The following is a 25,303-nucleotide window of genomic DNA, read 5'->3' as shown; positions in this document are numbered from 1 at the left end:
TACTGAGTCAAAAATCCAATGACTAATGACCAATGACAAATGACTAATTATCTAGATTTTAAATCAGCGATCGCACCTTTGGTCATAGCAGCAATAGCTTGATCTGTCGCTTTTGGCAAATGATAATATTTACCACCTGCTGTTTGCGATAATTCTTTAGCAAAGCCAGTAGACACAAATTTACTTTCTGTATCAATTACTAATAGTTGCATCCCCAAAGCACGAATTCTAGCAGCAATTTCTAATAATTCTCCTTTGATATCTGGCTTTTCTCCTGGTTCAATCTGTTCACCCAAAGAACGCGCTAAGGGAATATTACCCCGCCCATCGGTGATTGCTACAAGGACAACTTGCCCAATATCTCCACTCATCTGGGCATTTAGGCCAACGCGCACAGCTTGAGTTAAACCATGCGCTAAGGGCGAACCCCCACCACAGGGCAACCTTTCCAAACGGTTACGCGCCAAAGCAATAGAACGTGTTGGAGGCAATAATACCTCTGCCTGTTCTCCCCGAAAGGGAATTAATGCTATTTGGTCGCGGTTTTGATAAGCTTCAGTCAACAGTTGCATTACCGCACCTTTAGCCGATTGCATTCGATTCAGGGCCATTGAGCCAGAAGCATCTACCACAAATACTACCAACGCCCCGGCTTTGCGTACCAGGCGTTTCGAGCGAATATCAGGTTGTTCGACAATAACTTTTCTATCTGGTTGTCTTTCTCTGCGTGCTTTTTGATAAGGAGCCGCAGCTCTTAGGGTGGCATCTACTGCAATGCGTCGCGCTTTCCCCTTGGGCAACATCGGCTTAATGTAGCGTCCCCTATCATCGGAAAAGATAACACTGCGGCTACCAGATTTACCTTGCCGCTTCGCCATTTGAGTAAAATACAGCACGTTGTCATCAAGAATTACCCCTTCTGGATCAAAGATAAATTCTTCCGGGATGCTGGGGGGTTCTTGCTCTTGATTTTCTTCCTGTTCTTCCTGTTCGTCTTGTTCTTCGTCTTCAGATTCGTCCTGGGGTTCTTCTTGATTCTGTTGTGGCGGCGGTGGAGGCGGTGGTGGTGCTTGATCGGGTGGCGGTGTCTGCACAACTGTGGCACGTGGTACAATTACCAGTTCTACGGCACGGCGCAAATCTTCGGCATTAACTGTTGTTCGTCCCTCCAAAGCCGCAGCAGCTTTGGCAACCCGCGCGGCGAATAACTCGGCGCGATGTCCCTGAACTCCTCCGCGAATTGCCTCATCCACTAAATAGGCAATTTGTTCATGGGTGATGATGACTTCTTTTAACCATTCCCGCGCCAAAATAATTTGGGTTTTCAGGGAGTCTAAGTCTTCGTTGTACTGTTTAAGAAAGTCTTGAGGAGATTTAGAGTAAGCGATCGCTTGTTCAACTGCTTCTACTCTTTGATCTAAGCCGAGTACACCGTCAGCAGAGAGTGCGATCGCAATTCTATCTAATAAATGCTCACGTAATCCGCCTTCTTCGGGATTGTAGGTGGCAATAAATAGGGATTTGCACGGATGCTGAAAACTAATCCCTTCCCGTTCAATCTGGTTGCGTCCGTCAGATAATACTGTTAAAAGCTGATTTGATATTTGGTCATCTAATAAATTAATTTCATCTACGTACAGTACACCGCGATTTGCTGTAGCGAGTAAACCGGGCTGAAAAATCGTATCACCTTGTTTTACCGACTTTTCAACATCCACGGAACCTAATAGTCGGTCTTCTGTTATACCTAGAGGAATTTGCAAAAAAGGCGCAGGAATAATTTCGACGGGTACATCTTGAATGTCTTTGTCTGCGTACTCCGCCAAAAGTTGATCGTCCCATTCTTCTGGGTGGTTGGGGTCACAGTTGCTAATTGAGCCTTTGACAACTTCAATCGGCGGTAGTAGAGCGTGGATAGCACGAGCCATTACAGATTTTGCCGTACCGCGACGACCTGCGATCGCCACTCCTCCCAAACCAGGATCAACGGCTGCTAACAGCAAGGCTAATTTAATTGCTTCTTGACCAACTACAGCTGTCAAGGGAAAGGCAGTGATGGTGGGGTTGATACTAGGCGCAGGCATTGTTTGCTTTGATAGCGAGTCTCGGCCTTTAGCATACCAATTTCTGGCACATTTAGAATAAGTATTATGGCAATGAGAGAAAGGTAAGTTTATGAGTATTGCTCAGGCTAAACGCTTCACACTCGATGAATACCACAGGCTTGGAGAATTAGGCTTTTTCCATGAAGATGACCACATTGAATTAATCAACGGGGAAATTATTGAAATGGCATCCAAAGGTAAAGCCCATGAAACTTGTTTAAGAAAACTGTGGAAGGAACTCCCCAAAATACTGGGAGACAAGGCTACTTTGCAATCTCAAGCGCCGATTGCTTTACCACCTAACAGTGAACCTGAACCAGATTTTGCAATTGTTCAAAACCGTGCTGATGATTATCTCTCGGCTCACCCTAAAGCGGCTGATGTGTTATTGGTGATGGAGGTTTCCGATTCTTCTTTAGCTTATGATCAAGATGTGAAAATACCTCTCTATGCTAAAGCGGGTATTACTGATTATTGGATATTCAATTTATTCGATAATTATTTGGAAGCTTACAGTGAACCATATCAGGATAATCAAGGCAGATATGGTTATTCAAATAAGCGAATTGTCTTGTCAAATGAGGTAATAAATTTTCCCTGCTTCCCTGATTTATCCCTTGATTTAGCTAAGGTGTTTCCGCCAAAGCTGAATTGTTAATCTTTGTTATAAGAATGAGGTAGGATTCAGTCATAAGACAAAGGAGTAAGTTTTATGGCTTATAGTGATTTCAAGCTTATTGAAATTATTGATTCTTTTGGTTTAATTATCCAGGAGTCATCTGGACTATTTGCAAATGTAAAGGAGCAAGAGTGTAGTGATTTATTATCTACTATTCTTAAGGAAAATGTAGATTTAGCAGTAGCGATAAGTTCAGAGAAAGCTCGAAGTGAAATGATAATCAGTCCAATTTTATTAGAAATTAGACGCAGATTTAATTATGAGATAAGTTTGTTTTCTGGAGTTGATTTCACTGTCGATACTCAGCGAGGATTAAACGGGTTTTGTGATTTTATTTTGAGTCTTTCTTCGGAGCAGTTGCTTATACGTAGTCCGGTGATTGTGCTAGTAGAAAGTAAAAATGAGAATTTGAGGTCTGGTTTATCGCAATGTATTGCTGAAATGGTAGCTGCTCAGTTATTTAACGAGAGAGGTGGAAATAAAATAAAAGCTATATATGGTGCTGTTACTATCGGTACTATCTGGCAATTTATGAAACTTCAAGGTAATGTAGTTTCGATTGATTTGAGTGAATATTATATTAAGGATATTAAGAAAATTTTAGGTATTTTGTATGCTGCGATCGCTCAAAGTAAACCGTAAATCATTTATTAACTAAAATATTTTTTAAAAAATACCATATAACATTTTAAAGTTCATGAATATGGGTGAGCGCTTTTACGAAATCTTCATAAATAAGTATATTGACAATCCAGGGTCATCCATGTCACTCTGTACATAAGACAGAACAAACTAACCGCACTCTAAAGCGCTGATTTTTGATCTTGTCTCAGCAGCAGAATTCCTAGTTTCCTGCCAAGCTTCGCGTCATCCCTTCGGCTGAGTATTCAGTCCAATGTCAGGTCAACTGATTGACTTGACTTTCAACGGTAAGACAAGATGTTTGGATGAATGTTCAGGGGAAAGGATGACGCGAAACTTGGTAGGAAGCCAGGAGTTCTACGGCTGAGACTTGAACCAAACGAAAGGAACGGTATAAAGCTTTATTTCAGGGCAGTACTTTTTGTGTACAAATTCCTTGTATAAAGCCCTGCTACTGCTAAATGTGTAATTTGTTGAAGCTGTCCAGTTTACCAAAGAATACTGGATATATTACAATGCCACACGCTAATCAATCTTCTAATAGAGAAACAAACCAGCAACTCAAGGTTGGCATCTATTGCGATTTTCAAAATGTTTATTTAAGTCAAGAGCTAGCAAATTCATTGCTGGATTTTGCCAATGCAAGGGGTAGTTTAGTTATTAGAAGAGTCTACTATAATTCATTATTTGAAAACCAGGCTTCTGCAAAAGATAACCTACAACTTATCGGTTTTCGATGTGAAGATGTTACCTGTTCTTTAAAAAACAGTGCAGACAATCAACTTAAATCTGATTTAATTGACGATGTATATAACAATCATTCTCCAGAAATTTTTATCCTTGTGTCAGGAGATGGGGACTTTGCAAATCCAATTCAATTTCTGCAAGATAAGGATAAAAATGTCATAATTTTTGCACAACGAGGTAATGTAAAACAAAGGCTGAAAAACCTTGCTGACGAATTTTACTTTGTAGATCAATTACCTCAATTAGTTGGTAATAATACTCAGCTTAAAACTCCTGATGTTGAGTTTAATATTCATTACAAGGATGCTGTAAAGTACCTAATTGAATCTACTAAAATTTCTTTAAACCAAGGCAAGCCTACCCTATTTGGATACATTGATAAATTGATGCGTCAGCGTTGCCATAAATATCAAGGATTTTCCTCTATTTATATGCCTGATGGCAAGAAGTTTAAAAGCTTTGGTCAGTTTGTTGATGCTGCTGTAAGGGATAATAAAATTCAAAAGCAAGGTCAAAAACTGTTCTTAATCGAGTTAGACAAGCTTGCGGCTTCAAAAAGATTTTAAAAACCCAGTTTAGTAAAATCTGGATTTTAAAAATACCGCGATTTGCGGTTTTTTCATGTCTGAACAAAATAACACTTGTAAACTTTCCCAACAATCAATTTTCGCAACAAGACACAAGATAAAAATGCACAAAATTCTAATATTCCATAATGAAAAACTTCTACGCCGTGCGCTTACGCATCGTTCTTACGTCCATGAAAACCCCGGAGAAGGTGAACACAACGAACGCTTAGAATTTCTCGGTGATGCTTTACTGAATTTCTTAAGTGGTGAGTATCTATATAGTTGTCACCCAGAAATGGGAGAAGATGAATTAACACGGCGGCGTTCGGCGTTGGTAGATGAGAAACAATTAGCAAAGTTCGCTGAGGAGGTAGGTTTAGACTTTCGGATGCGGTTAGGAAAAGGCGCAATTCGAGACGGAGGCTACCAAAACCCTAATTTACTTAGTAGTACCTTTGAAGCAGTTCTTGGTGCTTACTATTTGGATAATGATTCCAATATTGAATCAGTTCGCGCAATCATAGAACCACTATTTGATTCTGTAGATCCTAAACATATAGTTGTGTCTCGTTCTAATGTAGACTCAAAAAACCGCTTTCAAGAATGGGTACAACGCAACGTTACCCCAAATCCTCCTAAATATTTCACAGAACAAATAGGTGGCCCTTCTCATGCACCAGAATTCATAGCCAAAGTATTGGTAGATGAAAAAATTTATGGCGAAGGTAAGGGACGCAATAAGAAAGAAGCAGAGAAAGCTGCTGCTGAGGATGCGCTAACTAAGTTGAAAAAACAAGGGTTATTGTAATAATGTTTTTTGATTTCACGCAGAGGTGTAGACCAAAATTTTACGTCTTGGCGCGAAATCAAATCTCTATTTGTAAGGGAAAAATTACAGTGAAGGTAGAACCAACTCCCACCTCAGAAACTAAGTTAATTGTACCTTGGAGTAGTTTTACTAACCGCGAAACGATCGCTAACCCCAATCCTGTACTATCAGGGAGATAGGGACGATCGCTAAAACTGACCCGAAAGTAGGGTTCAAATATCTGGGCTTGGTTTTCTGGTGCAATGCCAATTCCAGTGTCAGAAACTGCGATCGCACATCTCTGATTCTCCAACACCTGACACATTATAATAATAGTCCCCGACTCTGTATAGCGAATTGCATTACTAATAAGATTTGTAATAATTTGTTGGCATTGAAAGGGATCTGTGATTAATTCTTTGGGAGCGCGATCGCAATCCACTACGACTTTTAAATTTTTCCCAGCAGCTAAAGGTTCCAACATTTCACAGATATTATTGATTAATTCAGGTACATCTGTGGGTGCTAGTTGAAGTTTTATCTGTCCTGCTTCATAGCGCGAAAGTTCTAATACATCGTTAATTAGGTGGAGTAATTGTCTACCATTACGTAGTACCCTCTCAATATGTTCTAAATTGGTTGAGGTGTCTTTTATTTGTGTCTTGCGTCGTTGTTGGCGTAAAAATAGATCCGAGTAACCAATAATGGAAGTTAGAGGATGTTTCAATTCGTGGGCTAGTTGCGAAAGATACTCTTGATTCGCGCTAATTAAGCGCGTAAGTTCTTCATTGTGGAGCGTTAGTGATAATTGCAACTGCTGTAATTCTCGCAAGCGTTCGTCAACATAACTCTTAAAACATCGAGCGATCGCTTCGTCTATAATAGCGTCAATCAAACGCATAGAACGAATTATATCTACAGGTGTTCCCTCTAATAAATCTGCTTGTAGAGTATCAAATATTACTGTTCGCAGCAGATGATATTCTCTGGCAATTTCTGCTGGGTCAAAGCCTTGTTCGGCTCGAATAGCTCCATGCTGAAAACTAGCAGTAACCATCGACTGAATATCATTATCCTGAGATTTTGAAAGCACTGTTACCATTGCTTGTAAAACATCAGGGATATGATCTTTGACTGCTGTATAAGATAGGTCATCAGCACTTTCAATCCGTCTATCCTTGCGAACTGCTGTAACCCATTTATCGAGGATGTTGTCAGTTTTTTCAGCCAGTACTTGACTAAAATCCATTATGTTAAATTCAGCTAGGAGATAGATGAGCAAACTTCTATATTTAATTAGTTTAACGATTGCAGTCGTTCTTTTACCAAGTTTAGGAATTTAATTCACCTACCAAAAGAAATAGATTCTACATATTCTTGGTGTGCTAACTCACTACCCGTATCTGATTTTTTTCAGTATAAAATATTTTACATCAAGAAATGTTAAACAAGCAGATAACAATATTGATGCTTGACTCAATTATATTGTTTAGCTAGCTGTGCAAGGAGTTAACTTACAACCCCATTAAAAGTATAAATTTTACTTATTACCAAAAAGTAATGATAGGTGCTGAATTCTGGTATCTAAATAAACAACATTTATTCTCAGATAGATAGCTTTTACTGAGCATCAATGTTATATTGTGCATAATTTAGTATCCATTAGAGTAAGTCAGCCTAATTCAGCGTGTCACAGTGCATAACGCTGGAGCGGAGGAACCAAATTGTGGGGCGTATCTCATAAAAAGTGAAGAGTTAAAAGTGAGAAGTGAAGAGTTAACTCATCACTCAGCACGGGCTAAACGCCCCGCTATCGCTAACGGTACTCAGCACTCTAAAAAGAAGGGCATCTCTCAGCCCTAGCCCGTCAGCTAACTTCGTAGGCATTGGGAGGAGACTGAAGAGACGGCATTTTTATAATGTTCCGATCTCATCGGTGTCCAAGGCTGGTACTGCTCGGATTTCTTGTACCTGCACTTAAATCTGTTGAGGTCGTAAATGATATTTCAATTAAATTTGGCTGCGATCGCAGCGATCGCAACACAAGCTGCGTGGAAAAAGACAAAACCTGTCATCCTCAGAGATGTATTCATTTTACCAGTATTGGGCTTCTTGGGAATAATTGTGCTGTGGTGGATTATTGCACTTGCCAACCACGAATTAATGCCCACTCCACCAGAAGCACTCATTGCTAATTTAGACTACATATTAAATCCCTTCTACCAAAGAGGCCCAGGTAACTTGGGAATTGGTTGGTTGTTGATCGCAAGTCTGCGTCGGGTATTATTGGGTTTCTTGTTAGGTGCGGTAGTAGCGATTCCTGTGGGGTTTTTAATTGGGATGTCTAGACCGGCAATGCTAGCCCTCAATCCGATTATTCAAATTTTTAAACCTGTATCGCCCTTAGCTTGGTTGCCCATCGCCTTAGCAATTTTCAATTTAGCAGATCCTTCAGCCATTTTTGTCATTTTCATTACTTCCTTATGGCCGACAATTATTAATACCGCTTTAGGAGTTTCTAGCGTTCCCAAAGATTATTTAGATGTGGCACAAGTGCTAGAAATGCCCCGTTGGAGGCGGATTACAAAAATAATTTGGCCTGCGAGTTTACCATATATTTTTACAGGTTTACGGATTAGTTTAGGTATAGCTTGGCTAGTAATCGTCGCCGTGGAAATGCTTACAGGTGGTATTGGTATCGGCTTTTTTGTCTGGGATGAATGGAGCCGCTTAAACCTGAGTTCAGTCTTTTTAGCTGTGTTCATAATTGGCTTAACTGGGTTAATTCTGGATTACGCCGTGGGTAAAATCGAAGAATTAGTAACCCATCGCCCAAAAATTTCTAACTAACAAAATTCGACTGCAATCAAAACAGCAAGATGTAACCAGACTCTGCGCTTCTGCGTGAGCAATTCATCACAAATGGAGCTATAAAAATGGGTGATATAAATTGGACTCGACGAGATTTTATTAAGGGAATAGGAGCAACCACAACCGGGATAGCGCTGTCCTCCTGTGGAATTTCAGGAGATAGATCAGCTAAAGGATTGACTGAAGAAGCTTTAGCTGTACAACCAGTAGTTAGATCGCAAGACCTAGAAAAATCCGATCTCACCATTGGTTACGTTCCCGTTAATGATTGTGCGCCATTTGCGATCGCCTGGAAAAAAGGCTTCTTCCGCAAATATGGTTTAAACGTCACACTCAACCGCGAAGCCAGTTGGGCCACCTCCCGCGACGGTTTAATTTTTGGTCGCCTAGATGCTTCACCCGTAGTATCTGGTGCTGTCACCAACGCCAGAATTGGTGCAGAAGGCGCACGCCACGCTCCCTTGTGTGCAGCTATGACCATTCACCGCCACGGTAACGCCATGACCATGAACAAAGCCATGTGGGATTTTGGGCTACGTCCGTGGTATGAATATCAAGAAAAATATGGCGATGGCGCTTTAGAAGCCTTTGGGCGTGATTTCCGAGGCTACTTTGACAAACAACCGCCAGAAAACAGAGTTTGGGCGGTAGTATTAAGTTCCGCTATTTACGAATACTTTGTCCGCTACATATCCGCCGCCGCCGGAGTTGATCCCCTTAAAGAGTTTCGCGTCATCATCGTTCCGCCTCCCCAAATGGTGACAAACGTGCGGATTGGTGCAATGCAAGCTTATATGGTTGCAGAACCTTGGAATACACGAGCAATTACAGGTAACGAAAACATCGGCTTTACCTTTGCACAAGGTAAAGAAGTCTGGTTAGGACACCCAGATAGACTTTTGGGGGTGATGGAATCTTTCATCGATAAATATCCCAAAACCTATCGTTCTCTAGTCAAGGCGATGATTGAAGCTTGCCAATATTGCAGCAAAGCAGAAAACCGCCAAGAAGTTGCTGAACTGCTTACAGAACGTTCCTTTACAGGTGCTAAACCCAAAAAGAAAGGTGCGCCAATTGCGAAGTTTACGAGTCCCGGAATTCTCGGAAACTACAACTATGGCGGCTTTGATGGCAAAGACCGCACAATTAAAGCCGCTGATACTACGATTTTCTTCGATATTCCTGATACCCTTCCCAAACAACCAGGCGAACACTCAACATTCTTATGGCGATCGAGAAGTCTCTGGTTGATGACACAAGCAGCGCGGTGGGGACAAATTAAGGAATTTCCTAAAAATGCCGAGAAATTAGCTGCACAAGGTTGGAGAACAGATTTATATCGGGAGATAGCATCTGAAATGGGCATCAAATGTCCAAAGGATGATTACAAGGTCGAACCACCAGAAGTATTTATAGATAAGAAAGGCTTCGATCCCAGCGATCCTGTGGGCTATCTGAATAGTTTTGCTATCAGGGCTAACGCTCCCACTAACTTTTTCATGTCTTAAATCTAAAATTTAAATATTGACCCTGGCAATTTTAGATTTTCATTACAAATCGCAGTTAATCCAAAATTGATTGACTAAATTATTTCGGGAGCCTTTGATGATGGAATATACCTCATTACCTACTAATACCCAGACCGGAGTTCTTCCCCGCACTGGATTTTTAGAAATTGAAAATTTAGTCAAGTCTTATCCGACACCTGATAAAGATAATTTTGTCGTTTTAGATGGGGTTAATCTTACGATTGGTGAAGATGAATATATTTCTGTAATTGGTCACTCTGGTTGCGGGAAATCAACGCTATTAAAGATAGTAGCTGGTTTAGAAAAAGCAACTTCCGGATCAGTTCGGCTTGATGGCAAAGAAATCCGTCAGCCAGGAGCTGAAAGGATGATGGTATTTCAGAACTATTCGCTGTTACCTTGGTTAACCGTGCGAGAGAATATCCGTTTAGCTGTGGATGAAGTGCTAAAAAATGCTAATCGGGCGGAAAAAATTAGCATTGTAAATGAACACTTGGCAATGGTAAACTTGACGGCGGCAGCTGATAAATATCCTGATGAAATCTCTGGAGGGATGAAACAACGAGTAGGTATTGCCAGAGCTTTAGCAATTCGTCCCAAAATGTTGCTGATGGATGAACCTTTTGGGGCACTAGATGCGCTAACTCGTGGCAAATTGCAACGGCAGGTATTGGATATTTGGGAAAACCATCGGCAAGCAGTGATGATGATTACCCATGATGTAGACGAAGCAATTTATATGTCAGATCGCATCGTCTTGATGACCAATGGCCCATCTGCTAGTATAGGAGAGATTTTAGAAGTTCCTTTTGAGCGTCCGCGCGATCGCGCTGCCATGCGAAACTCAAAAGAATATTTTGAACTCCGCAACCACGCCCTAAATTTCCTCGATCGATATTTTACCCAAGACGAGTAAATTAGATTATCATTTTTTTTAGTGGGTAGCCTAATTCAAATTCATGAAAGCTGAATTTGGAACGGAGGAACCAATGTTTGGGGCTAATCTTACGAGAGACACCTTCCAGTCTTAGCCCGTCAGCTAACTCCGTAGGCAATGGAAGGAACCCCCAAGACTTTGGCTGTAATACAGTTATTATTGGGGTTTCCTGGACTGATTTAAGATTTGCAATTTTGGTTATCGTTACTCAATCTAAAATCCAAAATCTAAAAATCTAAAATTTGTCCCCCTGCTTCTTTCTCATTACTAATTCATTTCATTGGGAGAAGTAAAGCTGTGCAAATCAAGCCAATGTTAGCACGTCTGCAAAGTGCCACAGGTCGAGATGACTTAATTGAACAAATGGTACTCCTGCCAGAACCAAAACAACCTTTTTTTAAAAAACCTCAAGAAGCAAAAGCAGTTAACTTAATTGTTGCATACAACGCATCTCCCAACAGTCATACGGCACTAGATATTGCTTTCTGGATTGCCCACCAAACTCGTTTAGCTACTAATGCAGAAGTTACTGTTCAAGCTGTTTATGTGGTAGAAGACAATCAAAGCAGTCAATATCCAAATATCTTGAACTTTCCACAACAGCCTTCATTAGAATGTCAAGTTAGTGAAGTGTCAAAGTCTGTTACACAGGTGTTAACTCAACCCAAATTGCAGACAGTGGTAACTCCCTTGCAACAAGCAGATATAATTCTCTGGCAAGCTCGAAGTCTGGCTGAAGAATGGCAAGGTTGCTTCAAATCTCATTTGCGGTTTGGCAGCATTTCCAAAGAACTTCACAAAGTTGTTGAATCAGAAACCGCCGATATTCTGTTTCTTGGTTGCCAATCTGTTAGTCATCCAATGATTGAAGCATTAGGTTCCAATTTTCCCTGTGCCGTTTTGGGTATTCCCAGTTGTATTGATGAATAATCGGCTGTTTAAAATTCCAGTAATTTTTATCCAATTGTAATCATAGAGAAGTCACCTAAAACTAGGTGGCTTTTTTCGCTACTATGCAACCAATAAAACTTCAGGAGTAAGATGTGGAAAACTGGCAAGCAATCCTTAGCGTGATTACATTCATCAGCGTCATTATCTTAGTGATGACGGAATGGGTACATCTCACCATCGCGGCATTATTGGGAGCATAGGCTTTTATTTGTTCTTCTCTATCTTGGCTCATAGTAGTTGATGCACTCTTTTTATCTCCTTTTACATTCTCCCTTATTTTGTATATCTTCCAAAAGTGGATGCTCCCGTTCCAATGTCGTTAGCGGATGCGTGTTTGGTGAGGATGGTAGAACTGGCAACTGAAAGTGAATTGCTCACATTTGATAGTGATTTTAGGATTTATTGGAAGAATCGGAATCAATTAATTTCTGTGATTATGCGAGAAGAACTGTAAGCCTACAAGTTTCAATCCCTAATAGGGATTTTGGTATGTAATCTTGGTAGTAGATGCGATCGCTTCCCTTCTTTCTCCCCTAGTTCTCCCCGATCGCACTTTAATCTTAGAAGTCTAGAAGACTTGAGGCTTTGAGTGCCATCAGCAAGAAGGAGAACAATGCAACTCAAACACAGCCATATCTTTCGCCAAGAAGCCCTAGAGCGCTTATCTTCACCAGAACAACTGGATCAAGCGATAAATGTAGTCAAGCCTCAAGCTTGGTTGACTTTATCTACCATGAGTTTTGTAGTTGCTTTAGCTGGCCTTTGGAGTGTGTTCGGCAGAATTCCCCTGACTGTCACAGGTCAAGGTATCTTGATTAAACCGCACCATGTTGTGGAATTTCAAGCACCCAGTTCTGGCCCGCTACTAACTCTGAAGGTAAAGGCGGGAGATGTTATTAAACAAGGTGATGTACTGGGTATTATCGACCAATCAGCGCGAAAGCAGCAACTACAGCAAGAGCAAGTAAAGTTGCAGCAATTGCAAACCCAAAATCAAGAGACTGACAGGTTACAAAAGCTGCTAATTGACCAACAAATCATTACTCTTGGACAGCAGAGAATGGATTTGGAAAATAATTTGCGTCGAGAGCAAGATGCGCCAAAGTTACGCGATCAAACACTAAGAGCGATCGCTCAAAAACGTCAAAGCATTAACTCTCGCAAACAACAAATTAATTACTTACTCAAAACTCTTAAAGGACGAGTTGATAATCGTCGTCACCTTTTTGAACAGCACGTCATCAGCCAAGATATGTTGGTGCAAGCTGAACAGGAATATTTTAACACTCAAAGCGAACTGTCAGATATTGATGTACAACTCAAGGATCTCGAAATCCAAGAAACCACTACACAACGAGAATATCTGGAAAATCTTAATAGAATTGACGAAATTAAAACGAAAATTAAAGACCTGAATACTCAAAATACTAAATTACGTGAGCAAGACCTGAAGCAATCAATTGACAAAACAAATAAAATTCGGGAAGTAAAGCGCCGTATAGCCCAATTAGAATTGCAACTATCTCAAGAAAGTAGAATTATTAGCAAATACAATGGTCATATTTTGGAAGTGAGTGTTGTTCCTGGTCAAATAATGAATCCGGGTACTCGCTTAGGGTCAATCGAAGCTGAAGAAGCAAATTCAAAACTTATGAGCCTTGTTTACTTTGCTAATAAAGATGGTAAGCAAATCAAGCCAGGGATGGCTGTACAGGTGACTCCCAGTTTTGCCAAGCGTGAGCGCGAAGGTGGTATTGTCGGAACGATCGCAGATATTTCTTCATTTCCGGTAAGTACACAAGATATTACAGCGATCGTTGGTAACAAAGAAATGGCTGCCAGTCTTGCGGGTAAAGGTGAAGCTCAGGTGCAAGCTTTTGTCCAACTCCAAGAAAACCCTACATCAGTCAGTGGCTACAAATGGTCATCTTCTGATGGCCCAGCTTTAAAAATATCTTCTGGCACAACTACCTCTGTTCAAGTAAAAGTTGGCGAAAAAGCACCGATTTCTTATATTATTCCTATGCTGCGATCTTGGACGGGAATTTATTAATTTGGGAATGAGAGAATAGAATGTCACTAGGATAAGGGGAAAGGGAAAGGGGTAAAGGGGAAAGGAATGGAAAGGAAAAAAATTGAAACTTTTGAGGATTTAAGAGTATGGCAAAAAAGTATTGACTTAGTTAAGGAAATATACTTAATAACTAAGGACGGTGAACTCAATAGAGACTTTGGTTTAAGGGATCAATTAAGACGTGCTAGTGTATCAATACCTACAAATATTGCTGAAGGATTTGAACGATATTCTCGCAAAGAATACTTAAACTTTCTAAATATTGCCAAAGGATCTGCCGGGGAAGTTCGCAGTCTTTTAAGAGTAGCCTTAGAAGTGGGCTATTTAGACCAACCAACTTATACACCAATACGGTTCAGTTAAGGCTAAAACTCTGTTACCAAAGTCGTTTTTTTAACGAACCGCCAAGGCGCAGAGAACGCAGAGAGAAGAAAGAGATGCTTAACTGAACTGTATTGACTTATACACAACTTCATAATCAAGCTATGGAGTTGAGCCGTATGCTATCTAATCAAATTCAATCCATAAATCAGTCATTAAAATAATAAAATCTTCCCCCTTCCCCTTTCCCCTTTCCCCTTTGCCCTTCCCCATGCCCAATCCCCAATTCCCAATTCCAAAATTTAAACCAAATCGTGTCCGCACTTCTACACTTTTGCAAATGGAAGCGGTCGAATGTGGTGCGGCTGCTTTGGGAATAATTCTTAGCTATTACGGCCGGATTGTGCCACTGGCTAAACTGCGTGAAGAATGCGGTGTCTCGCGGGATGGAAGTAAAGCTTTTAATATCGTCAAAGCTGCCAAAAACTATGGACTCAATGCTAAAGGTTTAAAACTGCCTCTGGAAAAGGTGACAGCTACCCGTCTTCCCTACATTGCCTTTTGGAATTTTAACCATTTTCTCGTGGTAGAAGGATATAGCAAAAAACGCGTCTACCTGAACGATCCTGCCAGTGGTCGGAGAACAGTTAGTTGGGAAGAGTTCGATCGCGCATACACTGGTGTTGTACTGAAAATGGAACCAGGAACGGGCTTCCAGAAGGGCGGCAAAAAAAATCACATTATCTCGGCTTTAACTACCCGTTTACAAAACTCACGAGTTACTATCTTGTTTTGTTTGCTGGCTGGGTTGTTGTTAACATTGCCTCGGTTAGCGGTGCCAGCCTTTGCTCAAGTTTTTATCGATGAAATTTTAGTCCAAGACCGGCAAGATTGGTTACGACCTTTATTGTTAGGGATGTTGTTAACTACTATATTGCGGGCATTCCTTGCGAGACTGCGGCTGACTTATCTGCGGCGATTGATGGTTAAGTTGTCAGTCAGCACATCAGGACTATTTCTCTGGCATATCCTGCGATTGCCTATTGGGTTTTATGACCAACGTTTTGCTGGGGAAATCAGTAGTCGGGTGCAACTAAATGACCGAGTGGCGGAAGCACTCTCAGGGCCTTTGGCAACCACATTAATTGACGCAGTAATGATGGTTTTTTACCTACTGATAATGATTCAGTATGACCAATTATTGAGTGCGATCGCAGTTGGTTTTGCTTTAATCAATATTTTCGCCCTCTTATTTTTATCCCAAACTCGTGTAGATGCCAATATCCGCTTGGCTCAAGAATATGGCAAAGTCGGTGGCGTAACAGTTAGTGGCATCCAAACCATAGAAACCATCAAAGCTTCTGGGCTAGAGTCAGATTTATTTGCTCGGTTTGCGGGTTATTACGCTAAAGCGCTCAATGCCCAACAACAATTAGGCTTACAAACTCAAATTCTCACCACATTACCCACAATTTTGACAGCCCTAACCACAGCTTCTATTTTGCTGGTTGGTGGTTTACAGGTAATGAAGGGCAATCTCAGTATTGGAATGCTGGTTGCCTACCAAAGTTTAACCCTAAGTTTCTTAGAACCAGTCAATAGCCTCGTTAATTTTGGCAGCACACTCCAAGATTTAGAAGCTGATTTAAATCGTCTTGATGATGTGCTGCTAAATCCCGTTGATTTGGAAGTGGAGGAGAGGCAGGGGGCAAGGGGAGAAGGGGGAGAAGGGGGAGAAATTATTTCTTCATCTTTCTGGCAATTACAGGGACATATTGAGTTACGAAATATCACCTTTGGCTACAGTCGCGTGGAACCTGCCTTAGTTGAGAATTTTAGCTTAACTGTTCAACCCGGACAACGCATAGCGCTTGTGGGGGGAAGTGGTTCAGGGAAATCTACAATTGCTAAATTAATTTGTGGTCTTTATCAACCTTGGGGAGGGGAAATCTGCTTTGATGGTGTAGAGCGATCGCAAATTAAACGTTCTGTGTTGGCTAACTCATTGGCAATGGTTGAGCAGGATATCTTTTTATTTGCGGGGACTGTGCGAGATAATATCACTCTTTGGGATTCAACTGTGCCAGAAGCTGATTTGGTGCAAGCTTGTCAGGATGCAGCCATTCATGATGCGATCGCTTCTATGCCTGCCAAATATGACTTTGAATTGATTGAAGGCGGTATGAATATTAGTGGTGGGCAACGCCAACGTTTAGAAATTGCCCGCGCTTTGGTGAGAAATCCCACAATATTAGTACTGGATGAAGCAACCAGCGCCCTGGATGTGGAAACCGAATTGATGATTAACCGTAACTTGCAACAGCGTGGTTGCTCTTGTATTGTCGTAGCCCACCGCCTTAGTACAATTCGTGATTGCCATAAAATTATTGTTCTAGACCAAGGTAAAATTGTCCAAAGTGGTACCCATGAGGAATTATGGCAGCAAGGCGGAACTTATGTTCGCCTACTCCACGCAGCAGAGACAAGTTAGTATTTGTAAAAAATTTAGACGACAATGTAAAAATACTCACCCAGACAGTTTTGTGGGAATTATAAAAATCTATTAGGTTTAAATGTGAGTAAAATTGATTTTGAAAATCTGAGGAAAAAGTGATTAATAACCAATTAATATCCATTGCTCTGTTTGCAGGAGCTTTCGGTCTTGATTTGGGTATAGAAGAAGCAGGTTTTTATACTGTCAGCGTAGTTGAAATAGATGCTGATGCAACAAAAACTATTACTCTGAACCGCCCCCACCTTAGCGAAAGTGCTGTACCAAGGGATATTAGGCAGATTTCAGCACAAACATTGCTAGAAGAGGGAGGACGTGTTTTAAAACTTGATAGACCTCTTTTACCTGGTGAAGTAGACCTAGTAACAGGAGGGCCGCCCTGTCAGCCATTCAGCACTGCGGGTAAGCGTGGTTCTGTTATAGATCCACAAGGAAGTTTATTTATGGATTTCATTCGCATTGTGAAAGAAATTCAACCTCGTTTTTTTTTAATGGAGAACGTCAAAGGATTACTTTCATCTCCGATTCGGCATAGACCTCATAATCAAAGAGGTGTTGGATACCCTCTTTTAGAACCAGATGAAATTGAGGGTGCAGCCCTTAAGGTTGTATTATCTCAAATGAAAGCAATCGGTTATGAAGTTGCTCCTCCTATGCTAGTGCAAGCTGCTGATTATGGTGTACCGCAAACCAGAGCGAGAGTAATATTTATTGGTTCAAAAAATGGTGAAATTTTAACTTTTCCTAAACCAACTCATGATAAAAATGGCTTAAAAGGACTTCGGAAATGGCGAACTCTTAGAGATGCTCTGTCTAATTTATCCGACCTACATCCAGAATACATCCATTATTCAAAACAACGTCTAAAATATCTTGCTTTATTGAAAGAAGGTCAAAACTGGAGACATTTACCAGATGAATTAAAGCCTGAAGCAATGGGAGGTGCTTACAAATCTGGGGGTGGCAAAGTTGGATTTTATAGAAGATTGTCTTGGGATAAACCCTCTCCTACGGTGACAACAAGCCCACATCAAAAAGCTACAGATATGTGTCATCCTGTTGAATTACGACCTCTGAGTGTACGAGAATATGCAAGAATTCAAACTTTTCCTGATACTTGGGTATTTTATGGTTCTCTATCGTCTAGATATAGACAAATAGGTAATTCTGTTCCGGTTAAACTGTCTCACGCAATAGGACAATATTTATCTAAAATAATCAAAAATGAAAAACCAGAATCAACAAATGTTTTTGAACAGCTTTCACTTTTTTAGTTGAACTTTTTAAAAATTTAGTTTTATTAGATTTATTTTATTAGATTTAGGATAAAAGGAAGTGTCCGAACAGTTTCATGAAATGTTAGCATACACTCTAAAAAATGAGGTAGGTTTTACACTCAACAAAGCACGTTCTCTTGCCTCATATTTTGCAGATATAAAAGATTTCTTAGAATTTGAAGAAGAAAATCTCAAAAACCTCAAGAGTATATCTGGTAAAAGCGTTTTAAAGTTAACAGACGAAGAAATTACTAATTTGTCTAGATATAGGGAATCAGGCTCTTTATCAGCAGAACTTACAGTTGCCGAAAATTATTTAGCCATTATTAGTAGGGTATTCACCCAAAAACAACTAAATATGGTTAGAAACCTATCTTTAAAGAACTTAAATCCTAACCCATTTTTAATTAGAGCGCTTAATCTAGATACTCCAGATGCAGTTGTCAGATTAAATGTTTATATGGCGGCTACTCGCTCAATCGTTACATCTATGGGATTTTTTATAGAAGACCTGTTACTTACTAGTTCTGATACTGTTGAAAAAGCTCCTAATAAATCAGGATGGGATTTGGTTAAAACTACGAGTGATGGTGAAAAATTTTGGCTGCAAATAAAAAGCGGCCCCAACAATATGGATAAAGACCAAGTAGTTTACTGGGCTGAAAAAATTCAAGAAAAGGTTAAAGAAGGGGATAAAGCGTATATAGGATTTACTTATGGTAAAAGAACAAGTAAAACAGTAACAATTGGTCTATTAAAACAAATACTACCTGATTGGGAAATGCAAACTTTGATTGGTAAAGAACTGTGGAATTTCTTGAGCGAAGACTCTGATTACAGTTCTAAATTATTTGAGGTTTTACGTAAATCAGCGCATCAAATACTGCATCAAAATTCCCTTGCCGAAGAGATAGATAGTTGTGCAAATAGAGTAACTGATGAATTTATACAAGACTTTGGAGATGGTCATCAGGGAGTATCGAATTACATTAATAGCATTTTTTAATGCTAAATTTTAAATAGCAATAAATAATATATTTGTCTTAAATTATACAAAAATTAATTTGAGCTATAGAACGCTATGTACGAAATAAGAGTACTAGCATAGCAAAAGACTTCTAGCCCATAAAATATTTCATTAATTGAGTAACGAGTAGCCCGCAGGTGAATCCTTTGTATAAACTGTACTCCTTTCAGGCAAACGAACCAGTATTGTTAAATGACTCAGAAACGCTATGGATAGTGCAGTCTGGGGCATTAGCTGTATTTGCGACTGGAGTTGTTGAAGGAGGCAGGAGGCAGGAGGAAGACTGCCTTGATAACAGTTTACTAAGGGAGCAGCGCCGCTATCTGTTTCATGCCAACGCTGGAGAAGCATTGTTTAGTGCAGCTTTGTTACCGAAAGAAAGCAAGTGGAGTTTTGTAGCGATCGCAATTGAACCTACCCAATTATGCCAGATGTCAATGGTTGATTTGGTTCAGGGAATTGCAGCGGCTGACTCTCAAGCTATAGAACTTTTAGAAGCTTGGGTAAATCATTTAAGTCAGTCTCTTAATGCCCAGCAAACAGTTTTGACAACGCCATTAAACATTGTGCAGACATCGGGACAGGATTTTTCATTATCGACTGGTGAGGCACTACATTTGTGGCAACAAACACTTGTGTGGGTAAAGTTGCAGCAAGGTAATGTTAGCTGGATGGGAGTTGAGGAACTAACGTTGAATCCGGCCTCGCCAGCTTTTCCCCTTACGAGTGCGATGTGGCTGGAGGCAGAAAATGCAGTTATTGGACAAGTATTAACAACCGCAGATTTACCAAATTACGAAGAAATACTCAGTAGTTTAGTATGTTTACATACTTATTTTTTTCACTACTTGAGTTTGCTAGCAAACAAACAAGCAGAAGCAGAATTTCGGCAGTTTCAGCAAAGAGAGCAACTTAATCAGCAAGTAATCGAGGGCGCACTCTCTGACTTAGCAACAGTATTGCAACCACAGCAAGAAGCTGTATCTCAAGAGGGGCCGCCTTTATTGGTAGCAATGGGAGCAATTGGACGGACATTAGGAATTGAGATTCGTCCAGCAGCAGATAATTTTAGTTCAATTAAAGACCCTGTGGCAGCGATCGCCCAATCATCGCAAATTCGTGTCCGGCGTGTGACTTTGGCAAGTGGCTGGTGGCAGCAAGATCAAGGGCCGATGTTAGCTTATACCCAATTAGAAAAGTGCCCAGTAGCTTTGTTACCCACAGATAAGCGCGATTATGTCATCTTTGATCCAGTTGCGCGAACTCGCATCCCCGTAAATGAGGCAGTAGCAAAAACACTGACAACATCTGCCTACGTTCTGTATCGACCGTTGCCCCAAGTTGCACTCAAAGCCATCGATTTACTTCGGTTTGGAGTGAAAGGTTACGAAAAAGACATCGCTAGTATTTTAGTAGTGGGGCTACTGGGGACGATATTGGGAATGGTTGCACCACAAGCAACAGCAATTTTAATCAATAATGCCATTCCAGATAGCGATCGCGCTTTACTATGGCAAATAGGATTAGTAATGTTTGCAGTTGCCTTTGGACAGCTAGCTTTTCAAATTGCCCAAAGTATTATTACCCTCCGAGTTGAAAGCGCCACTGATAGCGTATTACAGCCAGCTATTTGGGATCGTCTGCTGAGATTAAGTCCGAGGTTTTTTCGTCAGTATACTGCCGGAGACTTAGTTAACCGCGTTATGGCGGTGAGGGAAATTCATCAAAAACTGACCGGTGCTACCCAAAAAACGTTGTTGAGTGGGGTTTTTGCCTTACTCAATTTAGTGTTGATGTTTATTTATAGCTGGCAATTAGCGCTGGTGGGAGTGGGTTTAGCAATTTTTGCTGCTGTGGTTACGACAGTTGCAAGTTTCCGCTTGGTGAAGAAATCCCGTAAACAGCAAGAACTCAATGGCGCGATTCAGGGACTCACTGTCCAACTAATCAACGGTGTTGCCAAACTGCGGGTAGCAATGGCAGAAGAACGGGCATTTGCTGCTTGGGCAAAAAAGTATAGCCAGCAAATCCGGCTAAAGGCGAATTGGCAACAGATTAAAGATGGTATGTCTGTGTTCAATGAAGCACTACCCTTAGTCAGTTCTATATTGCTTTTCGGATTGGCGATGCTGTTGATGCAGCCACGCCTCACACTTGGTATATTTGTTGCTTTTAACTATGCTTTGACAATTTTCATTAAAGGGATAATTGACCTGAGCAATACTGTATCTGAGATTTGGGGTATTGTACCAATATGGGAACGGGCAAAACCGATTTGGCGATCGCAGCCTGAAGATGGCTCAACCAAAGTTAACCCTGGTCAATTAAGTGGTCGTATTGCCCTAGAAAATGTTAGTTTTCGCTACTCGGAACATGGCAACTTAATTCTCAATAATGTCAGTTTCCATGCTGAACCAGGAGAATTTGTAGCGATTATTGGCCCTTCTGGAAGTGGTAAATCAACGATATTCCGGTTGTTACTGGGATTTGAGACCCCATTAACAGGCAGTGTCTACTATGATGGCAAAGACTTAGCAGATTTGGAACTTCAGGCTGTACGCAGACAGTTGGGAGTAGTATTGCAAAATGGCAAATTTGGGACTGGCTCAGTTTTTGATAATATCACCGCCGGAGCTTTGGTTTCTCTAGAAGAAGCTTGGGAAGCCGCACAGATGGCAGGCTTTGCTGATGATATCAAGCAAATGCCGATGGGAATGCACACTATCATTGCTGAGGGTGGTACTAATCTTTCTGGGGGACAACGGCAAAGATTATTGATTGCGCGATCGCTAGTTACAAAGCCCAAAATTATTTTAATGGATGAGGCAACCAGCGCTCTGGATAATCGCACCCAGGCAATTGTGACTGAAAGTTTAGCCAAATTAAATGCTACCAGAGTAGTGATTGCCCATCGCCTTAGCACAATTCGTCATGCAGACCGCATTTATGTTCTTGATGCAGGTAATGTAGTACAGATGGGTAATTTCTCAAAATTGATTGCAGAAGAAGGGTTATTTGCCCGACTTGTAGTTCGGCAGTCATAACAAATATAAAATAAAAGGGAAAAGGTTAAAGGGGAAAGGGGAAAGGGATGATGATTGTCGCGCCACTTGCGGGCGTTAGCGGAGCGGGACGCAGTACGGTTTTTACCTTTCCCCCTTCCCCTTCTTCATAAACTCTTAGTTTGTAGTCAGCGATTTATCGCTCAGAGAAAGGATTATCAGGAATAAAGTCTTTACTACAAACTTTAAATTCATTTATGCCTAGCTACTTAGGCAATCAATAATTTTCGAGTTGTGGGGAAAAAGCAAAGAGAAAAAGGGTAAAGAAAAAACCTTTACCCCTATAGTTAAGTTAACAATTATTGGTTGTAACTCAGGTTAAAATCAGTGCCTAAAATTCATCCGATAAAACTACTTTTAATTTGGTGTTAAGCTTTGGTGCAAAACCACTTCCTTCAGCTACATAAGTAATTGCTCCTCCAGCTTCTAAAACAGCAGGGCCACCACAGGCTTTAATTAAATCAACACCGTTCTTCACCTTAATATCTTGACAACCAAATTCAAGTCCATTGGGGCCAGTAATTTGAATCTTATTGATTGTTCCGGTTTCACCAGCCGGTAAAAAAAGTTTAGCAGAGCGAATAACTGTTGTCGCTGGCAAAGGAGTTGTTGTTGTGTCAATACTGAACTTGCCTCCAGTAATTGCCGCTTTTTCCGTGATAATTAAGGTAGCAAGGGTGCTTGGTGCTGCGATCGCTTCTGTAGAGAAACAAAAAATCAGAAATGATAGAGCAAATGCTAAAATCTTGGTTAAGCGCATGGACTTCTTGAGTGAATTCATAATCATTTTTTGTTGAACCTGTAATTTTTAATGCCAGCTAGAGCAAATATTGTCTCCATCGCTGTACTCAAAAGCTACGATATCAACTAAAAAACGCATTTAATAGTACCCTCAAGGGTACTATTAAGTTGATCGACAATAGGAAAAGGCTAGTGCTAGCGTAGGTCATCTCAAATATCTAATGCCGAATTGGAATTTTAATCACAAACTCTGTTCCTTGACCTGGTTTTGAGTAACACTCCAATTTGCCACCATGTTTTTCGGTAATAATTTGATAACTAATAGACATTCCCATACCTGTTCCCTTACCCACAGGCTTGGTGGTAAAAAAGGGATTAAAAACCTGCTTTTCAACTCCTTCTGGCATCCCTAAACCATTGTCGGCAATTGTTATTTTGACCCAATTAGAATCTATTAAGGTGCTATGTATGGTAATTTTGGGTAGAGAAACTTCATTGTCTGTTTTTTGTTCTAAGGCATCAATAGCATTGGCGAAAATATTCATAAACACCTGATTCAGTTGTCCAGCGTAGCATTCTACTAAAGGTAAGCTGCCGTAGTTTTTGATTACATTAATTTCGGGAAATTCTGGTTTTTCTTTGAGGCGATGTTGCAAAATCATTAAGGTACTGTCTATGCCTTCGTGAATATCTACAGCTTTAAACTCGGCTTCATCCATACGCGAGAAAGTACGCAGTGACAGAACAATCTGACGGATGCGTTTAGTTCCCACTTTCATTGAATTCAATATTTTTGGTAAATCTTTCTGAATATATTCCAGGTCAATTTCTTGGCATAAAGTCAGCAATGGGTTGAGTCGGTCTGCTAACGTGTAGCTTGCTTCATCAGAGTAGCAATTACCGTTCTGAAATTCAGGCGAGTTAATGATTTGATATGAGTTAATTAACCGTAATAAATCTTGGGTATGTTCTTCAAGGTGGCTAAGATTACCGTGGATAAAATTGACAGGGTTATTGATTTCATGGGCGACTCCGGCCACGAGTTGACCCAGACTAGACATTTTTTCTGCCTGAATCATTTGTGCTTGGGTACGTTGGAGTTCTTGAAGAGTTTGGGCTAAATCTTCTGCGTGTTGTCTAAGCTGGGCTTCGATTTGTTGGCGATCGCGGATATCACGGGCAATAGTTGAGAAGAATTCTATTTCGCCTTGTTCATTTTTGTGGGCAATTATCACTTGGGAAACTGGAAACTCTTCACCATTGCGACAGCGAAATATAGATTCCCCAGACCAAATCCCTTCTCGAACTACGGTAGGTATTATTTCATTCTGGAATTTTTCTAATATTGATAGTCCTGTAACCTCGCTAATATGAAATTTGTTGGTTTCTGAGGCTGGAATTTGTAAAATCTTCTGTCCTGCTTTGTTTAGGTAGCAATTATTTCCATCTACATCAGCCATACCAACGATATCAGTTGTGGCTTCTAAAATAGTTAGTAGTCTTCTTTGCTCTTGCTCTGCTTGTTTACGTTCGCTAATATCTCGCACTACCGAAAGTGCATGAGGTTTGCCATTGTAGTTAAAGAGTTTGCCTGTAACTTCTATATCAAAATAAGTGCCATCTTTACGAATATCTACAGCCTGAGTGTGAAATTCACCTCCATTTTTGATTGTGTTGATAAATTTCCCGAATTGCTGAAAAGAATCGGGATGAATAAAATCTGTAGGACTTAAGTGGAAAAATTCTGCTTGAGAATAGCCGTGCATCTGACAAAAAGCGGGATTAGCAGCAGCAATCTTACCAGTATCTAAATCAACAATACTGATGCCATCATTAACAGTCTCAAAAATGCTACGATATTGATCTTCTTGCTGACTTAAGGTTGCTTCAGCCGCTTTGCGTAGACGAAGCTCATTGTAGACATTACTAATATCCCTAGCTACACAAATAACAGTGTCCTCGCTCATTGGCGCAATACTCGCCTCAAACCAAACTTCTTGATCGCCAATGGGCAATCTATATTCGATTTTGAAAGTTTTCTTGGTTTTTAGTGCCTGTTGAATGCAGTTGAGGAAAGAGTCTGTAAAGGTAGAAGGCAACACCTGGTGTATAGTTTTACCTAGTAGTTCCGCAGTTGGTTGGTATAGTAAAGGCGCACCACTAGGAGCAATTTTGAGGTAGCGTCCTTCGGCATCAAGGATGAGAATCACATCTGGTATGGCGTTAAACAATGCTAGTAATTCTGCTTGAGAAGCCTTGAAAGTTAGTTCTGCTTCACTATTACTTTCTAATAGTTGTTTTGATTCTCTAAGTTTCTGTTCTAATTGGGCGATTTCTGCACTTAATTCTGTGGTGGATTTTGCCAGTTGTTCCTTTAACTGAGCGTTTTGCTGACGAAGAAAAAGTATTTCTTGCTCGAATTCTGTGTTAGGCATGACTTGTTTCTCCTGC

At 40.5% G+C, this 25,303-nt stretch carries 18 protein-coding genes and 2 riboswitches; of the genes, 14 read left to right on the top strand and 4 right to left on the bottom strand.

Going from position 1 to position 25,303, the window contains the following annotated elements; all coding sequences use genetic code 11:
• Nucleotides 1-47: 47 nt before the first annotated feature.
• The gene (bchD, locus tag V7K69_RS02215) at nt 48-2,084 is read right to left on the bottom strand and encodes a magnesium chelatase ATPase subunit D (protein ID WP_335030999.1); all 2,037 of its coding nucleotides are present in this window, start codon (nt 2,082-2,084) and stop codon (nt 48-50) included.
• Nucleotides 2,085-2,175: 91 nt separating this feature from the next.
• On the opposite strand from bchD, the gene V7K69_RS02210 reads away from it, so the two are divergent.
• The 4 genes from V7K69_RS02210 to rnc all read left to right on the top strand — a co-directional run bounded on the left by V7K69_RS02210 (nt 2,176) and on the right by rnc (nt 5,550).
• On the top strand, nt 2,176-2,763 hold the full coding sequence (locus V7K69_RS02210) for a Uma2 family endonuclease (RefSeq protein WP_335030997.1): 588 nt from the start codon (nt 2,176-2,178) through the stop codon (nt 2,761-2,763).
• A 54-nt stretch (nt 2,764-2,817) separates the two neighbouring features.
• A complete protein-coding gene (locus V7K69_RS02205; protein ID WP_335030995.1) occupies nt 2,818-3,426 on the top strand; it encodes a hypothetical protein in 609 nt (202 codons plus the stop codon).
• 515 nt (nt 3,427-3,941) lie between these two features.
• On the top strand, nt 3,942-4,739 hold the full coding sequence (locus tag V7K69_RS02200) for an NYN domain-containing protein (RefSeq protein ID WP_335030993.1): 798 nt from the start codon (nt 3,942-3,944) through the stop codon (nt 4,737-4,739).
• Between the two features lie 124 nt (nt 4,740-4,863).
• Nucleotides 4,864-5,550 (top strand): ribonuclease III, encoded by a 687-nt coding sequence (gene rnc, locus V7K69_RS02195; protein ID WP_335030991.1) that lies wholly within the window; start codon nt 4,864-4,866, stop codon nt 5,548-5,550.
• 58 nt (nt 5,551-5,608) lie between these two features.
• Here rnc and V7K69_RS02190 read toward each other — a convergent pair whose 3' ends face one another.
• A complete protein-coding gene (locus V7K69_RS02190; protein WP_335030989.1) occupies nt 5,609-6,799 on the bottom strand; it encodes a sensor histidine kinase in 1,191 nt (396 codons plus the stop codon).
• Between the two features lie 415 nt (nt 6,800-7,214).
• A riboswitch (cyclic di-AMP (ydaO/yuaA leader) is annotated at nt 7,215-7,451 on the top strand.
• 97 nt (nt 7,452-7,548) lie between these two features.
• Here V7K69_RS02190 and ntrB point away from each other — a divergent pair.
• The 10 genes from ntrB (at nt 7,549) to V7K69_RS02140 (ending at nt 22,093) form a co-directional block, all read left to right on the top strand.
• Nucleotides 7,549-8,400: a nitrate ABC transporter permease gene (gene ntrB, locus V7K69_RS02185; protein WP_335030986.1), complete on the top strand. Its 852-nt coding sequence runs from the start codon at nt 7,549-7,551 to the stop codon at nt 8,398-8,400.
• Between the two features lie 86 nt (nt 8,401-8,486).
• Nucleotides 8,487-9,929: an ABC transporter substrate-binding protein gene (locus V7K69_RS02180; RefSeq protein WP_335030984.1), complete on the top strand. Its 1,443-nt coding sequence runs from the start codon at nt 8,487-8,489 to the stop codon at nt 9,927-9,929.
• A 100-nt stretch (nt 9,930-10,029) separates the two neighbouring features.
• Nucleotides 10,030-10,866 (top strand): ABC transporter ATP-binding protein, encoded by an 837-nt coding sequence (locus V7K69_RS02175; protein WP_335031025.1) that lies wholly within the window; start codon nt 10,030-10,032, stop codon nt 10,864-10,866.
• A 38-nt stretch (nt 10,867-10,904) separates the two neighbouring features.
• A riboswitch (cyclic di-AMP (ydaO/yuaA leader) is annotated at nt 10,905-11,019 on the top strand.
• 180 nt (nt 11,020-11,199) lie between these two features.
• Nucleotides 11,200-11,817 (top strand): universal stress protein, encoded by a 618-nt coding sequence (locus tag V7K69_RS02170; RefSeq protein ID WP_335031023.1) that lies wholly within the window; start codon nt 11,200-11,202, stop codon nt 11,815-11,817.
• Nucleotides 11,818-12,451: 634 nt separating this feature from the next.
• Nucleotides 12,452-13,891: an NHLP bacteriocin system secretion protein gene (locus V7K69_RS02165; protein ID WP_335030982.1), complete on the top strand. Its 1,440-nt coding sequence runs from the start codon at nt 12,452-12,454 to the stop codon at nt 13,889-13,891.
• Nucleotides 13,892-13,957: 66 nt separating this feature from the next.
• Nucleotides 13,958-14,275 (top strand): four helix bundle protein, encoded by a 318-nt coding sequence (locus V7K69_RS02160; protein ID WP_335030980.1) that lies wholly within the window; start codon nt 13,958-13,960, stop codon nt 14,273-14,275.
• Nucleotides 14,276-14,504: 229 nt separating this feature from the next.
• Nucleotides 14,505-16,724, top strand: coding sequence for an NHLP family bacteriocin export ABC transporter peptidase/permease/ATPase subunit (locus tag V7K69_RS02155; protein ID WP_335030978.1), 2,220 nt, complete (start codon nt 14,505-14,507; stop codon nt 16,722-16,724).
• Between the two features lie 119 nt (nt 16,725-16,843).
• Nucleotides 16,844-18,019, top strand: coding sequence for a DNA cytosine methyltransferase (locus tag V7K69_RS02150; protein WP_335030976.1), 1,176 nt, complete (start codon nt 16,844-16,846; stop codon nt 18,017-18,019).
• Between the two features lie 61 nt (nt 18,020-18,080).
• Entirely contained in the window at nt 18,081-19,028 is a 948-nt protein-coding gene (locus tag V7K69_RS02145; protein ID WP_335030974.1) for a PmeII family type II restriction endonuclease, read from the top strand.
• Nucleotides 19,029-19,186: 158 nt separating this feature from the next.
• A complete protein-coding gene (locus tag V7K69_RS02140; protein ID WP_335030972.1) occupies nt 19,187-22,093 on the top strand; it encodes an NHLP bacteriocin export ABC transporter permease/ATPase subunit in 2,907 nt (968 codons plus the stop codon).
• 349 nt (nt 22,094-22,442) lie between these two features.
• On the opposite strand, the gene V7K69_RS02135 is transcribed toward V7K69_RS02140, so the two are convergent.
• Together V7K69_RS02135 and V7K69_RS02130 are read right to left on the bottom strand one after the other, a co-directional pair.
• The gene (locus V7K69_RS02135; protein ID WP_179072637.1) at nt 22,443-22,892 is read right to left on the bottom strand and encodes a hypothetical protein; all 450 of its coding nucleotides are present in this window, start codon (nt 22,890-22,892) and stop codon (nt 22,443-22,445) included.
• A gap of 178 nt (nt 22,893-23,070) precedes the next feature.
• On the bottom strand, nt 23,071-25,287 hold the full coding sequence (locus tag V7K69_RS02130) for a PAS domain-containing sensor histidine kinase (RefSeq protein ID WP_335030970.1): 2,217 nt from the start codon (nt 25,285-25,287) through the stop codon (nt 23,071-23,073).
• Between the last annotated feature and the right edge of the window lie 16 nt (nt 25,288-25,303).

Origin of the sequence: Nostoc sp., from assembly GCF_036917775.1 — a bacterium.
Taxonomy (GTDB): domain Bacteria; phylum Cyanobacteriota; class Cyanobacteriia; order Cyanobacteriales; family Nostocaceae; genus Nostoc.
This window is presented reverse-complemented; position numbering and strand designations above follow the sequence as displayed.